At 68.7% G+C, this 15,311-nt stretch carries 10 protein-coding genes and 1 pseudogene; 9 read left to right on the forward strand and 2 right to left on the reverse strand.

From position 1 onward, the window contains the following. Window positions 1–84 precede the first annotated feature (84 nt). Window positions 85–2,181: a S9 family peptidase gene (locus Q0379_RS06805; protein ID WP_299006100.1), complete on the reverse strand. Its 2,097-nt coding sequence runs from the start codon at window positions 2,179–2,181 to the stop codon at window positions 85–87. A 286-nt stretch (window positions 2,182–2,467) separates the two neighbouring features. On the opposite strand from Q0379_RS06805, the gene lpxC reads away from it, so the two are divergent. The 4 genes and pseudogenes from lpxC to Q0379_RS06825 form a co-directional block, all read left to right on the forward strand. Further along, on the forward strand, window positions 2,468–3,364 hold the full coding sequence (lpxC, locus tag Q0379_RS06810) for a UDP-3-O-acyl-N-acetylglucosamine deacetylase (protein ID WP_299006103.1): 897 nt from the start codon (window positions 2,468–2,470) through the stop codon (window positions 3,362–3,364). Between the two features lie 99 nt (window positions 3,365–3,463). Continuing rightward, window positions 3,464–4,396, forward strand: coding sequence for an outer membrane protein assembly factor BamD (locus Q0379_RS06815; protein WP_299006106.1), 933 nt, complete (start codon window positions 3,464–3,466; stop codon window positions 4,394–4,396). A gap of 82 nt (window positions 4,397–4,478) precedes the next feature. After that, window positions 4,479–6,176 (forward strand): DNA repair protein RecN, encoded by a 1,698-nt coding sequence (recN, locus tag Q0379_RS06820; RefSeq protein ID WP_299006109.1) that lies wholly within the window; start codon window positions 4,479–4,481, stop codon window positions 6,174–6,176. A 273-nt stretch (window positions 6,177–6,449) separates the two neighbouring features. Further along, window positions 6,450–6,911, forward strand: a pseudogene (locus Q0379_RS06825) (NAD-dependent DNA ligase LigA); the annotation flags it as partial. A 125-nt stretch (window positions 6,912–7,036) separates the two neighbouring features. On the opposite strand, the gene Q0379_RS06830 reads toward Q0379_RS06825, so the two are convergent. Further along, on the reverse strand, window positions 7,037–7,312 hold the full coding sequence (locus tag Q0379_RS06830; protein ID WP_299006112.1) for a hypothetical protein: 276 nt from the start codon (window positions 7,310–7,312) through the stop codon (window positions 7,037–7,039). A gap of 275 nt (window positions 7,313–7,587) precedes the next feature. Between Q0379_RS06830 and Q0379_RS06835 the strand changes: the two genes are divergently transcribed. From Q0379_RS06835 to Q0379_RS06855, 5 genes are all read left to right on the forward strand, one after another. Further along, window positions 7,588–8,565, forward strand: a complete 978-nt coding sequence (locus Q0379_RS06835; protein WP_299006115.1) for an alpha/beta hydrolase family protein — start codon at window positions 7,588–7,590, stop codon at window positions 8,563–8,565. Window positions 8,566–8,623: 58 nt separating this feature from the next. Next, window positions 8,624–9,100 (forward strand): DUF732 domain-containing protein, encoded by a 477-nt coding sequence (locus tag Q0379_RS06840; protein ID WP_299006118.1) that lies wholly within the window; start codon window positions 8,624–8,626, stop codon window positions 9,098–9,100. 9 nt (window positions 9,101–9,109) lie between these two features. Then, window positions 9,110–10,129 (forward strand): cutinase family protein, encoded by a 1,020-nt coding sequence (locus Q0379_RS06845; RefSeq protein WP_299006128.1) that lies wholly within the window; start codon window positions 9,110–9,112, stop codon window positions 10,127–10,129. A gap of 221 nt (window positions 10,130–10,350) precedes the next feature. Further along, window positions 10,351–12,240 carry a long-chain-fatty-acid--AMP ligase FadD32 gene (fadD32, locus tag Q0379_RS06850; protein WP_299006131.1) on the forward strand — a complete coding sequence of 630 codons (1,890 nt, stop codon included), beginning with the start codon at window positions 10,351–10,353 and terminating at the stop codon, window positions 12,238–12,240. 87 nt (window positions 12,241–12,327) lie between these two features. Further along, window positions 12,328–15,311: beta-ketoacyl synthase N-terminal-like domain-containing protein (locus tag Q0379_RS06855; RefSeq protein ID WP_299006134.1), on the forward strand; the 2,984-nt coding region annotated here is incomplete at its 3' end.

The raw sequence follows: 15,311 nt of genomic DNA on the forward strand, positions 1-15,311 counted from the left end.
TCCCGGCTCTTCGCTGCGCTTCGGCCGGGATGACACGGGATTTGGCTGGATCCCGGCTTTCGCCGGGATGATCGCCTGCGGCGATCACTTCCCCGGCCGTGTATTCCCCGTCCACTGGTCCAGCCAGTCCAGCACTTCCTTGTGCCACTGCACCGAGTTCTGGGCCTTCAGCACCCAGTGGTTCTCATTGGGGAAGTACAAGAGCTTGCTGGGCACGCCCTTGCGCTGCAGGGCGGTGAAAGTCGCCAGGCCCTGTTCTACGGGGATGCGGTAGTCCAGCTGGCCCTGGACGACCAACTGCGGCTTGACCCACTTGTCGACGTGCAGGGCGGGATTGAACTTTTCGTAGGTTGTCCCGGGCTGCCAGGGCGTGCCGCCGTTCTCCCACTCGGTGAACCACAGCTCCTCGGTGGCGAAGCCCATGGCGCGGGTGTCAAAAACGCCGTCGTGATTGACCAGGCACTTCCAGGGCTGGTTCCAGTTCCCGGCGATCCAGTTGACCATGTAGCCGCCGTAAGAGGCGCCCAGGGCGCAGGCGCGGTCCGCGTCCAGGAAGGAATACTTCTGGGTGGCGAAGGCCCAGCCCTTCTGCAGGTCTTCCAGCGGGCGGTCGCCCCAGTGCTGGCTGATCGCGTCGGTGAAGGCCTGGCCGTAGCCGGTCGAGCCGTGGAAATCGATCATCACCACGGCGTAGCCGGCGTTGGCGTAGACCTGCGGGTTCCAGCGGTAGGACCAGCTGTTGCTGAACGAGCCTTGCGGGCCGCCGTGGATCAGGAAGGCGACCGGGTACTTCTTGGCGGGGTCGAAGTTGGCGGGCTTCAGGACGAAGCCGTGCACCGCTTCGTCGTTCCAGCCCTTGAAGTTGAACTGCTCGGGCTCGCCCCAGGCCACGTCCTTCAGCGCCTCGCTGGACACGCTGGCGACCTTCACCGCCGGGCCCTTGGCCGGCAGCAGGAACAGCTCCGACGGGCTCTTCAGCGAATCCGAGGCGTAGACGAGGCCGCCGGGCCCAACGTCGAAGGCGCTGACGTGGCCCTCGCCGGTCAGGGCGGTGACCTTGCCGGTCTTGACGTCGATGGCGAACAGCTTGCCTTGGCCGACGTCGAGGGCGGTGGCGTAGATCGTCTTGCCGTCGCGGCTCCAGGCGATGGCGTCGGCCGAGCGGTCCCAGGTCGGGACCAGCTCGCGCACCTTCTGGGTCGTTTCGTCATAGATCATGATCGCGAAGCGGTCGGCCTCGAAGCCCGGACGCTTCATGGCGCGATAGGCGATCAGCTTGCCGTCCGGCGAAGCGAGCCCGGTGGTGTCCCAGGCCTTGTTGTCGGCGGTGTAGTTGACCGGCTTGGCCGAGCCGTCCAGCGGGACGCCCCACATGTCGTAGTTGGTCGTCCAGGCCTCGTCCTTGCCGGCGACCTTGGCCGAGAAGACCACCGTCTTGCTGTCGAAGCTGATCGTGAAGTCCTCATCGCCGCCATAGGGCTTCGTCGGCGTATCGCCATCGAAGCCCTTCATCAGGTTGATCGGCTGGCCCGTGGCCGCGCCGCTCCCGTCCAGCGCATAGGCGAACAGGTGATTGCGGGTTCCGTCGGCCCACGTATCCCAGTGGCGGACGAACAGGCGGTCATAGACCACGCCCGTGGCCTTGGTCGCCGTCTTGGCGACGAGGCGCGCCTCGGTGCAGGCGAGGTCGGCGCAATCGGGGAACACCGCCATCGCGACGACGATCGCCTTGCCGTCCGGCGCGATCTTGTAGGCCTGGACGTCGAAGGGCGTCGCCGTGACCTGGGTGGCCGCCTCGCCGGCCACGTCGGTCCGGAACACCTGGTCGGTTCCGCCCGCGCGGCTGGAAACGAAGTAGATCGACTTGCCGTCGGCGCTCCAGCGCCCGCTGCTGGCGCCGCCGTCCGAGATCTTCAGCCGGCGCGGGGCCATCTTGGTCTTCAGGTCGGCGACCCAAAGGGACATGGAGGCCTTGTTGGCCGGATAGTCCATGGTTCGCACGGCATAGAGCACATGGCGGCCGTCCGGCGAGACGCGGGGATCGCTGAGCCGATCCAGGCTCGCCATGTCCTTGGCCGTGAAGACGTGCGGCTTCGGCGCGACCGCCTGCGCATGGGCCGTTCCGACCAAGGCGAGGGAGAGAACGGCGGCGGAGGCCGCGAAGCGCAAGCTCTTGATCATGAAACCGAAAACCCTGGAAGCGGTTATGCCTTTGGCGGCGGAGCCTAGTCCTGCTTTTCCCCCGCCGCTAGGCGAGACTCGCCCAAGATCACCGTCCGCGGATCGTCGAGCGACGTTCTGTTTCGCTGCGCGCGCGTTCGTAATAAAAGTGAAATAAAATCATAGTTTTAGAGCGTAACAATCCGAAACAGGACTTGCTTTGCCGCGACGCAGCATCACTCCTACATGCTAATCCGGGGCGAAAACGGCGGACTACGGTTCGTCCGTCTAGCAATAAGGGTCTCGAGTGTCGGCTTCGGGTTATTTTCAGCACACGGTCGCGGGACCGGTGATCTTCGCGGGGATCGGCCTGCACACGGGCGCGCACGTGCGTGTCGTGGTGCGTCCGGCGGCCCCCGACGCGGGGATCGTCTTCGTGCGGACCGACGTGCATGACCGCGACAACCGCGTTCCCGCCACCGCCGGGGCGGTCTGCCAGACGCAACTGGGCACGGTGATCGGCAACGCCGCCGACGTCCGCGTCTCGACCATCGAACACCTGATGGCGGCCCTGGCGGCCCTGTCGATCGACAACTGCGTCGTCGAGCTGGACGGCCCGGAAGTGCCGATCATGGACGGCTCGTCCGAACCCTTCGTTCAGATCTTGGACCGCGCCGGCCGCCGCAAGCAGGAAGCCGTCCGCCAATACATCGAGATCCTCGCGCCGATTCTGGTCGAGGAGGGCGACAAGCGCGCCGCGCTGTTGCCCGCCGACCGATTCGAGGTCGCGTTCGAGATCGCGTTCGGCAGCAAGGCCATCGGCCGGCAGGCCGTCGACCTGGCGATCGACGAAGACTCGTTCCGCTCGGAACTGTCGAACTGCCGCACCTTCGGCTTCCTGCGGGACGTCGAAGCTCTGCGCGCCATCGGCCTGGCCCGCGGCGGCTCGATGGAAAACGCCGTCGTGATCGACGGCGACCGCGTGCTCAATCCCGAAGGCCTGCGCCGCAAGGACGAGTTCGTGCGTCACAAGGCGCTGGACGCCATCGGCGATCTTTATGTGCTGGGCAAGCCGATCGTCGGCCGCTTCGAAGGCGTTCTGGCCGGTCACGGCCTCAATAACGCCGTGGTTCGAGCGTTGCTGGCCCAGCCGCGCGCCTGGCGCCTGCGCGCCCTCGCGTCGGAACTGGCTCAAGCGGTTTAAGAGCGTCTCGGGAAGTCGGGGCTCGGCGTTCGCATTTGCGCCTTCCGTGGCGTGGTGTAGAAGCCTTGCACGGCGCAGGGGCGCACGTTTGCTTCGAGGGTGAGAGACTCCGTGCTTCGTAATTTCTCGGGACGTTCGGCCGTCACTATCGCCGCTGTTCTCGTCGCCGTGTCGGTGGCGGGCTGCGCCGGCAAGTCCAAGAAGCCGAGCCTCGCCTACGAAGAACGCCCCGTCGAACTGCTGTACGCCACGGGCGCGAACCGCCTGGATCGCGGCAATTGGAACGAGGCCGTCGACTATTTCCGCGAGGTCGAGCGCCAGCACCCCTATTCGGAATGGTCGCGCCGCTCGATTCTGATGACCGGCTACGCCCACTACATGGGCAACAACTACGCCGACGCCATTGGCGACGCCGACCGGTTCATCTCGCTGTATCCGGGCAATCCGTCGGCCAGCTACGCCTACTATCTGAAGGCCGTCTGCTACTTCGAACAGATCGTCGACGTGAACCGCGACCAGGCCGCCACCGAGCAGGCGCTCGCCGCCCTGCGCGACGTCGTCCAGCGCTATCCCAACAGCGAATACGCGACCGACGCGCGCCTGAAGATCGACATGGTCAATGATCAGCTGGCCGGCAAGGAGATGGCGATCGGTCGCTATTACCTGAAGAACGGCCAGACCCTGGCCGCGATCGGCCGCTTCAAGACCGTGATCGAACGTCACCAGACCACCTCGCACACGCCCGAGGCCCTCTATCGTCTGGTCGAAGCCTATCTGACCCTGGGCCTGATGGACGAAGCCAAGCGCAATGGCGCCGTGCTGGGCTACAACTTCCCGGGCGACCGCTGGTACGCCGACGCCTACAAGCTGCTGAACGATAATGGCCTGAAGCCCGCCGTTGAGCCGCTGAAGGCCGGCGCCAAGCGCAACGCGCTGGAGCGGCTGCTGTCCAAGGACAAGGACGCGACCCTGGCGCCGCCGGGCGCCAAGAAGTCCAAGAAGGGCGGCCTGATGGGCGTGCTCGGCATGTGATCCGGCGGGATCGAGGCCCTCGATCCCGTTTCGTTCCGCCTTGGCGCTTTGAAAAACTCTGATTCCCGGCGATCCTGCGCCCATGCTGATCGGCCTATCCATCCGTGACGTCGTGCTCATCGAGAGCCTGGACCTCGCCATTGGCCAGGGCCTGACCGCGCTGACGGGCGAAACCGGCGCGGGCAAGTCGATCATCCTGGACGCCCTGGGCCTGGCGACCGGCGCGCGCGCCGACGCGGGCCTGGTGAGGCGAGGGGCCGCCGGCCACGCCTCGGCCACGGCGATCTTCGCCTTGCCGGCCGACCATCCGGCCTTCGCCTACCTCGACGACAAGGGCCTGGACTACGCCCGTGACGAGGATCTGGTCCTGCGCCGGCAGCTGTCGCCCGACGGCCGCAGCAGAGCCTTCGTCAACGACCAAGCCACCAGCGTCGGCGTGCTCAAAGACCTCGGCGGCCTGCTGCTCGAGGTCCACGGCCAGCACGAGACGGTCGGCCTGCTCGACCCCAAGACCCACCGCGGCCTGCTCGACGCGTTCGGCGGCGTCTCCGTCTCGGCGGTCGCCTCGGCCTGGAGCGCCTGGCGCGCCGCGCGTGAGAAGGCCGACGGCCTGCGCGATCTCGCCGGCCGCGCCGCCGCCGAGACCGAGGAACTGACCCTGCGCCTATCGGAGCTGGACCGCCTGGACCCCCGCGAGGGCGAGGAGGCGACTCTGGCTGAGGAGCGGGCGCTGCTGAGTTCGGCCGAGAAGGCCATCACCGACATCGCCGCCGCCCAGGACGCGCTTGGCGGCGACAGCCTGTCGGGCAAGCTGGCCCAGGCGTTCCGCGCCCTGGAGCGCGCCCGCGACCGGGCTCTGCAGGCTGGCGCCCCCGCCGATGGCGTCGCCATGACCCGGCTTTCGGCCGCCTGCGAGGCTGTCGACCGCGCCATCGTCGAGGCGCAAGAGGCTAGCGCCGCCATCGACGCGGTGGCCGAGTCCTTCGAGTTCGAGCCCGATCGCCTGGAGAAGGCCGAGGAGCGGCTGTTCGCCCTACGCGGCATGGCTCGCAAGCTGAATGTTCTGGTCGAGGACCTGCCGGCCAAGCGCGCCGAGTTCGCCGCTCGGCTCCAGGCCATCGAGACCTCCGAGGACGCGCTGAAGGCCGCCGACAAGGAAGCCGCCGAGGCCCGCGAGGCCTATCTCTACGCCGCCGAGGCCCTGTCGGCCGAACGCCGCGCGGCCGGCGACGCCCTGGCCCAGGCGGTCGAGGCCGAACTGACGCCGCTGAAGCTGGAGAAGGCCAAGTTCCGCGTCGCGCTGGAGCCGCTGGCGGAAGACCGCGCCGGCCCGACGGGCCTCGACCGCGTCGCCTTCGAGATCTCGACCAACCCGGGTGCGCCATTCGGCCCGATGGAAGCCATCGCCTCGGGCGGCGAGCTGGCGCGCTTCGCCCTGGCCCTGAAGGCCGCCCTGGCCGGGCGCGGCGGCGGCCCGCAACCCTTGATGATCTTCGACGAGGTCGACCAGGGCGTCGGCGGGGCCGTGGCCGATGCGGTGGGCCTGCGCCTCAAGCGTCTGGCGGCCAACGCTCAGGTGCTGGTGGTCACCCACTCGGCCCAGGTCGCCGCGCGGGCCGACGCGCACTGGCGGATCTCCAAGTCCGGCGACGAGACCTCGACCCGCACCAAGGTCGAGCCCCTGACCCCCGCCCAGCGCGAGGAAGAGATCGCCCGCATGCTGTCGGGCGCGGAGGTCACGGAAGCGGCGAGGGCGGCGGCTCGGGCGTTGATGGCTTAGGGCTGGATTGGCCGGCGCCTTTTCCCCGTCATTCCCGCCCTTGTGGCGGGAACCCCTGGTTCAGCTGATACGTGAGATGCAAGCGGACCGCTGGCGGTCCGCCGCGTCTGCACTTGCGGCTGATAGAGAGGTTCCCGCCACAAGGGCGGGAATGACGATTGAATTGGGTGGGATGATTGAAGGTCCATTCGCCCCAAGTCCATCGCTGACTCCCACCGTCAGGGGGAGGTTGCTAACGTCCCGCCTCGTCCTTGCCTGTCCGGATTCGCCGCCGTGTCCCTGATCCCTGTCGCCGACCTCACCGAAGCCCAGGCCGTCGAGGAACTGGAGCGCCTGGCCGACACGCTGGCCGCGCACGACATCGCCTATCACCAGCAAGACAACCCGACGATCAGCGACGCCGAGTACGACGCGCTGAAGCGGCGGAACCTGGATATCGAGACCCGCTTCCCGCACCTGGTGCGCGACAATTCTCCGTCCATGCGGGTCGGCGCGGCGCGGGCCGAGCAGTTCGCGCCGGTGGAGCACGGCGTGCCAATGCTCAGCCTGGACAACGCCTTCTCGAACGACGAGGCGATTGAGTTTGACGCCCGCATCCGGCGCTTCCTGCGGATCTCGCCGTCCGAGACGGTCGCCTATACCGCGGAGCCCAAGATCGACGGCCTGTCGGCCTCGCTGCGCTACGAGAAGGGCGTGCTGGTCCAGGGCGCGACGCGGGGCGATGGCCGGGTCGGTGCCCTCCGCTCCGGGCGGGAACGCGGCGACCTGCGCGGCCGTCTCGAGCTCGCGGGCACCGAGCACCTCCACCCGCGCTGGCAGCTCCGGCTCATCCCGGCGCTGAAGAAGGTGTTCCCTCGGCTTCAGTTCATCGCCACGACCCACTCCCCGATGGTGCTCACCGCGTTGTCGGCCGAGGAGGTGTTCCTGCTGGCGCTCGATGCGAGCGGCTCCGTCGTGGTGCGACCGGCGCCGCGGTCCCCCGCGCTGCTCACCGGCTTTGCCTGGGGCGTCGGGTTCGCCGCTGCCGGGGCGATGTTCGGCGGCTTTGCCGGAGCCTTCTTCGCCACCCGGCAAGGCTTTATCAGTCCGGAATCCTTCACCTTCCAGGAATCGGCGCTGGTGCTCGCGATCGTCACCCGCCCAAGCGCGCCCGACGCTGCCGAGGTCGGTGAGTTGCCGCTAACGCGCGCCGACTCGCACGTGCTCGATGCGGCCGGAGCGCGCAAGCGCGTCGTAGAGCGGCAGCACGCCGCGCGGCGAGCCGGTATAGCGGAAGCGGGCATTGAATACCGTGCCGCCGAGCGAGAACGCCCCCTGCAGGTTGGCATCGGCCCGCGAGTAGCCGACTTCCGGCGAATCGACCAGCAGCGCCTATTCGGTCGTCCACTCCAAAGCCGACGGACGCTGGCTAATGGCGTCCGTTCGCGAGACGCGGACGGATGGCGGGACCGCTCACGAACACATTGCCGACATGGAGTGGCTCATCGGAACGTGGACCGCCGAGGAGCAAGGCGTCACGACGAAGTCGGTTTGCCAGTGGATTGGCGACAAGAGCTTCGTGGAGAGAAAGTACACGACGAAGGCCGCCGACGGCGTCGAGACCCTGATGGTGCCCTCGGCCGCCATGGGCCGCGACATCCCGGTGGCCTTCCTGGCCGGCGGCCCGCACGCGGTGGTGCTGCTGGACGCCTACAACGCCGGGGACCCGGTCAGCAACTGGGTGACCGCGGGCAACGCGATGAACACCCTCGCGGGCAAGGGCATCTCCGTGGTGGCCCCGGCCAGCGGAGCGTTCACCCTCTACACCAACTGGGAGGCCGACGGCACCCGGCAGTGGGAGACGTTCCTGTCCGACGAACTGCCGAACTGGCTGGCCGCCAACAAGGGCCTCGCGCCCGGCGGCCACGCGATCGTCGGCGCCGCCCAGGGCGGCACCGGAGCCATGATGGAGGCCACCTTCCACCCGGACCGCTACCGCTACGCCGGTGCGCTGTCGGCGTTCCTGACCCCGTCGCGGACCTTCGAGAACGGCGCCATCACCGCCGGGATGAACGAGTTCGGCGGGGTCAACACCCAGGCCATGTGGGGCGCCGCCCAGCTCGGCCGGTGGAAGTGGCACGACCCCAACGTCCACGCCCAGCTGCTGGTGGACAACAACACCCGGCTGTGGATCTGGAGCCCGCAGACCTTCACCTGCGCCGACCCGCCGGCGATGGCCGGCTACTGTGACCAGGTCACCGGCAGCGCCCGCATCTTCTACGGCCACTACCGCTCGCTCGGCGGCCGCAACGGCCACTTCGACTTCCCGGTGGGCGGGGAGCACGACTGGGGTAACTGGGCCGGCCAGCTGGGGGCAATGTCCGGCGACATCGCGGCGGCCATCAGGTAGCGCACGTTTGCCGGTTCGGCGCCCGGGAGCACCGTCGGGCAGCCGGTACCGTGGAGGCGTGCAACGCTCGGACGGCCGCTCTGCCGGCAAAACCGCGGCGCTGGCGGCCGGACTGCTGGCGCCCGCGACGTGGTGGCTGACGGCGTGCGGCTCCGGCGACGACCTGATGACCAGTGTCGCGCTGCCCGCCGACCAGGCCGTCGCCTCGGCCGAGGGCCAGCCGTTGTCGGTGGCGCCGGGCCCCCTGCAGAGCGGCAAGCTCGACGTAAGCCCCGCTCAGCAGGCCTATCTGTCCGCCCTGACCACGGCGGGCGTCCGGCCGTCCAGTGAGCTGAGCGCGCTGAGCATCGGGTCCTCGGTGTGCCAGGCCCGGGCGGCCGGCCAGAGCGAGCAGGCGGTGTGGGACTTCATCGCGCCGCAGGTGCGCAGCGACATCGCCGACTTCCGGGCGACGACGCCGCAGCGCGCGGCCGAGACCCGGGCCAACGACGTCACGGCCGACTACATCCGCATCGCCTCCGAGACACTCTGCTAGCAGGAAGACATGGCCCGAAAAACCAGCACGCAGAACCGGCGCAGGCGCCACCGCATCCTCGGCCTCATCGCGGCCGGGGCGATGGCCGTCGTGGTCGCCCTGGTGGTGGCGATCATCGTGGTGGTGATGCGCAAGCCGGCGTCGCCGCCGTCGGCGGTGCCGCCCACCGCCGTCCCGCCGACCAGCGTGCCGGGCGGCAAGAAGCCGCGGCCGGAGTTCCAGGACGCCAGCTGCCCGGACGTCAACTTGATCGCCATCCCGGGCACCTGGGAGTCCTCACCCACCGACGACCCGCTGAATCCCACCCAGTTCCCCATCGCGCTGCTGCGCAACGTCACCGGGCCGCTGCGCGACCAGTTCGGCACCGACCGGTTGGAGATCTACACGGTTCCCTACACCGCGCAGTTCCACAATCCGCTGTCGGCGGACAAACAGATGTCCTACAACGACAGCCGCGCCGAGGGCACCCGCGGCGCGGTCAGGGCGATCACCGAGATGAACGACCGCTGCCCGCTGACCAGTTTCGTGCTGGTCGGGTTCTCGCAGGGGGCGGTCATCGCCGGTGACATCGCCAGCGACGTCGGCAACGGCCGCGGCCCGGTGGACGAGGACCTGGTGCTGGGTGTGACGTTGATCGCCGACGGCCGCCGCCAGGAAGGGGTCGGCCAGGACGTCGGGCCGAACCCGCCGGGGCAGGGTGCCGAGATCACCCTGCACGAGGTGCCGGTGCTGTCCGAGTTGGGCCTGACGATGAGCGGTGCGCGCCCGGGCGGGTTCGGGGCGCTGAACAACCGCACCAACCAGATCTGCGGGGCCGGTGATCTGATCTGCGCGGCGCCGCAGGGCGCGTTCAGCATCACCAACCTGCCGGGCACCCTGGAAGTGCTGGCCGGCGGGGCCGGGCAGCCGGTTCACGCGCTGTACAACACGCCGCAATTCTGGAGCTTGGACGGCCAGCCCGCCACGGCGTGGACACTGAATTGGGCGCGGGGTCTCATCGACAACGCGCCGCACCCGCAACACGGCTGAGGAAGGGGCACCGCCGGTGGTCGAGCGATTTGGTAGCCACCGCGATTGCGCCTAACATTAAGAAAAAACTAAGAGCAACCGGGAGTCATCGCCGGTCGGGCGCACCGGCGGGGGTCACCCCGATCTCTGTACCATCTGTGAGGTTTCGGGTGCCCGCGATATGACGGGCGAAGCGCGGCGACGCCCGGCCCGCGAAGGATGTGTTTCGACAGGAGAGTGGTATGCCCTTCCATAACCCGTTCATCAAGGACGGACGGATCGTCTTCCCGGAGGGCGCCAGCCTGGTCAAGCACGTCGAGCGCTGGGCCAAGGTCCGCGGCGACAAGCCGGCCTACCGGTTCCTCGACTTCTCCACCGAGCGCGACGGTGTCGCCCGGGTGCTGACCTGGGCCGATTTCGGCACCCGCAACCGTGCCCTCGGCGCCCGGCTGCAGCAGGTCACCCAGCCCGGCGACAGGGTGGCGATCCTGTGCCCGCAGAACCTCGACTACCTCGTCGCCTTCTTCGGCACCCTGTACTCCGGTCGCATCGCGGTGCCGCTGTTCGACCCGTCCGAACCCGGCCACGTGGGTCGTCTGCACGCCGTGCTCGACGACTGCCAGCCGTCGGCGATCCTGACCACCACCGAGGCCGCCGAGGGCGTGCGCAAGTTCTTCCGCAGCCGTCCGGCCAAGGAACGTCCCCGTGTCATCGCCGTCGACGCGATTCCCGACGAGGTCGGCGCAACCTGGCAGGTGCCCGAGGCGGTCGAGGACACCATCGCCTACCTGCAGTACACGTCCGGGTCCACCCGGGTTCCCAGCGGTGTGCAGATCACCCACCTGAACCTGGCCACCAACGTGGTGCAGGTGATCGAGGCGCTGGAGGGTGAGGAAGCCGACCGGGGGGTGTCCTGGCTGCCGTTCTTCCACGACATGGGCCTGGTCACCGCGCTCCTGCCATCGCTGATCGGCCACTACTTCACCTTCATGACACCGGCCGCGTTCGTCCGCCGGCCGATCCGGTGGATGCGCGAGATCGCCCGCCAGCCCGGGGACACCGGCGGCACCATCTCGGTGGCCCCCAACTTCGCCTTCGATCACGCGGCGGCACGCGGGCTGCCCAAGGAGGGCGAGGAGCCGCTGGACCTGTCCAACGTCAAGGCGATCCTCAACGGCAGCGAGCCGATCTCGGCGGCCACCGTCCAACGGTTCAATGACGCCTTCGGCCCGTTCGGCTTCCCGCGCAAGGCGATCAAGCCGTCCTATGGGCTGGCCGAGGCCACGCTGTTCGTCTCGACCACCCCGTCGGCGGACGAGCCGACCATCCTCTCCGTCGATCGCGACGAACTCGCCGCCGGCCGGTTCGTCCCGGTGCCGGACGATTCACCCAAGGCGGTGGCCCAGGCCGGCGCCGGCAAGATCGGCATCGGTGAGTGGGCGGTGATCGTCGATCACGAGAGCGCCACCGAGTTGCCCGACGGGCAGATCGGCGAGATCTGGATCAGCGGCAACAACATGGGCTCCGGCTACTGGAACAAACCCGAGAAGACGATCGAGACCTTCCAGAACACCCTGAAGTCGCGGACCAGCCCCTCCCATGCCGAGGGCGCGACCGACGACGCCACCTGGGTGCGCACCGGTGACCTCGGCGCCTACCACGACGGCGAGCTCTACATCACCGGCCGCACCAAGGATTTGGTCATCATCGACGGCCGCAACCACTACCCGCAGGATCTGGAGTACTCCGCGCAGGAGGCCAGCAAGGCGGTGCGCACCGGTTTCGCGGCGGCGTTCTCGGTGCCTGCCAACCAGCTGCCCGACGAGGTGTTCGCCGACGCCCACGCCGGTCTCAAACGGGACCCGAGTGACTCCTCCGAGCAACTCGTGATCGTGGCCGAGCGGGCCCCCGGTTCGCACAAGATGGATATCGAGCAGGTTGCCGACGCGATCCGGGCCGCCATCGCGGTGCGCCACGGTGTGACCGTGCGGGACGTGCTGCTCACCCCGGCCGGCGCGATCCCGCGCACCTCCAGCGGCAAGATCGGCCGCAGTGCCTGCCGGTCGGCCTACCTGGACGGCAGCCTACGGTCCGGGAAGGTGGCCAACGCCTTCCCGGACGAAGCGGAATGACATCGAGAAGGAAGTTCTTCAGTGGACCAGGGTGCGGTTCGACACGTCGGCCGCTGCCGTGGCGCCCTTCGCACGACGTGAGGTCTCATGTCTGAATCACCTACGCCCGAAACGCCCGACGAGATCACGCTGGCACCCGAACAGGAGTTGACCACTCCCCGCAACGACATGTCGGTGCCCGAGATGCGGGAGTGGCTGCGCAACTGGGTGGCCAACGCCACCGGGCAGGCACCGGACGCCGTCGACGAGTCCGTCCCGATGGTGGAGTTGGGCCTGTCGTCGCGCGACGCCGTCGCGATGGCCAGCGATATCGAGGACCTCACCGGCGTGACGCTGACCGCGACGGTGGCGTTCCGACACCCGACCATCGAGTCGCTCGCGACGGTGATCATCGAGGGCGAGCCGGAGCTCGAGGCCGACGGCGACGAGGACTGGACCCGGCGGCGCGACGTCGACGACATCGCCATCGTGGGGCTGTCCACCCGGTTCCCCGGGGACATGAACACCCCCGACGAGATGTGGCAGGCGCTGCTGGAGGGCCGCGACGCCATCACCGATCTGCCCGAGGGTCGCTGGTCGGAGTTCATGGACGAGCCGAGGCTGGCCGAGCGGATCGCCAAGGCCCGCACCCGAGGCGGATATCTCAAGGACCTCAAGGGTTTTGACGCCGAGTTCTTCGCGCTGTCGAAGATGGAAGCCGACAACATGGATCCCCAGCAGCGGCTGGCGCTCGAGCTGACCTGGGAGGCGCTGGAGAACGCCCGCATCCCGGCGTCCAGCCTGCGCGGCGGCAGCGTCGGGGTGTACATCGGCAGCTCCACCAACGACTACAGCTATCTGGCGATGATGGATCCGCGCACCGCGCATCCCTACGCGATCACCGGCACCGCGAGCTCGATCATCGCCAACCGGGTGTCCTACTTCTACGACTTCCGCGGTCCCTCGGTGGCCGTCGACACCGCCTGCTCCAGCTCGCTGGTGGCCGTGCACTCCGGTGTGCAGGCGCTGCGCACCGGTGAGGCCGACGTGGTGGTGGCCGGCGGCGTCAACGCGCTGGTGACCCCCGCGGTCACGCTGGGCTTCGACGAGGTCGGTGGCGTGCTGGCCGCCGACGGGCGGATCAAGTCGTTCTCCTCCGACGCCGACGGGTACGCCCGCTCGGAGGGCGGCGGCGTGGTCGTGCTCAAGCGGGTGGCCGACGCGCGGCGCGACGGTGACGAGATCCTCGCCGTGATCGCGGGCAGCGCGGTCAACCACGACGGCCGGTCCAACGGCATGCTCGCGCCGAACCCGGACGCCCAGGCCGAGGTGCTGCGCAAGGCCTACCACGACGCGGGCATCAACCCGCGCACCGTGGACTACATCGAGGCGCACGGCACCGGCACGATCCTGGGCGACCCGATCGAGGCCGACGCGCTGGGCCGGGTGGTCGGCCGCGGCCGCCCCGCCGATCAGCCCGCACTGCTCGGTGCGGTGAAATCCAATGTGGGGCATCTGGAGTCGGCGGCCGGCGCGGCCAGCCTGGCCAAGGTGGCGCTGTCTCTGAGCCGCAACAAGGTTCCCCCGTCCATCAACTACGCCGGACCAAACCCCTACATCGACTTCGACGCTGTCCGGCTCAAGGTGGCCGACACCGTCACCGACTGGCCGCGCTACAGCGGGCACGCGATCGCGGGCGTATCGGGGTTCGGTTTCGGCGGCGCCAACGCGCATCTGGTGCTGCGTGAGGTGCTGCCCTCGGATCTCGTTGAGCCCGAGCCGGACTCGGAACCCGGCGGGGAACAGGTCGCGCCGGTCGCTGACGCCGTCTATGTCGGCGGGGTGTTGGTCGAGGACGACGACGAGGACGAGCTCGTCGCCACCTACGACTACGAGGCCGCCGAGTACGGATCCGGTGACGCCGAGCCGGAACTGCCCGGCCTCACCGACGAGGCGCTGGAACTGCTCGAGGCCGCGCGCGCCGACTGGGAGGCGGCCGACAAGCCGGTTCCCGTTGTGCCGATTACCGTTTCGGGATTCCTGACCTCGCGCAAGCGCGCCACCGCCGCCGAACTCGCGGACTGGGTCGACGGCCCGGCGGGCCGGGCGGCGTCGCTGGAGTCCATCGGCCGCTCGCTGTCGCGGCGCAACCACGGCCGCTCCCGCGCGGTCGTCATGGCCCACGACCACGACGAGGCGGTCAAGGGCCTGCGGGCGATCGCCGACGGCAAGCAGAGCCCGCTGGTGTTCAGCGCCGACGGACCGGTGAGCAACGGCCCGGTGTGGGTGCTGGCCGGTTTCGGTGCCCAGCACCGCAAGATGGGCAAGAACCTCTACCTGCGCGACGAGGTGTTCGCCGAGTGGATCAACAAGGTGGACAGCCTCATTCAGGACGAGCGCGGCTATTCGATCCTCGAGCTGATCCTCGACGACTCGGTCGACTACACCGAGGAGACCTGCCAGTACCCGATCGAAGTCGTGCAGCTGGTGATCTTCGCGATCCAGATCGCGCTGGGTGAGCTGCTGCGCCACCACGGTGCCAAACCCGCCGCGGTGATCGGCCAGTCGCTCGGTGAGGCCGCGGCGGCCTACTTCGCCGGCGGCTTGTCGCTGGCCGACGCCACCCGCACCATCTGCGCGCGTTCGCACTTGATGGGCGAGGGCGAGCAGATGCTCTTCGGTGAGTACATCCGGCTGATGGCGCTGGTGGAGTATTCCGCCGACGAGATCAAGACGGTGTTCTCCGACTTTCCCGATCTGGAGGTGTGTGTCTACGCCGCGCCGAACCAGACCGTGATCGGCGGTCCGCCCGCACAGGTGGATGCGATCATCGAACGGGCCGAGGCCGAGGGCAAGTTCGCCCGCAAGTTCCAGACCAAGGGCGCCAGCCACACCACCCAGATGGACCCGCTGCTGGGCGAGCTGGCCGCCGAACTGCAGGGCATCGAACCCCGTCCGTTGCACATCGGCTACTTCTCCACCGTCCATGAGGGCGGCTACATCCGCCCGGGCGGCGAGCCGATCCACGGCGTCGACTACTGGAAGAAGGGGCTGCGGCACAGCGTCTACTTCACCCAGGGCATCCGCAACGC

The sequence above is a fragment of the uncultured Caulobacter sp. genome (assembly GCF_937900395.1).
Lineage (GTDB): Bacteria > Pseudomonadota > Alphaproteobacteria > Caulobacterales > Caulobacteraceae > Caulobacter.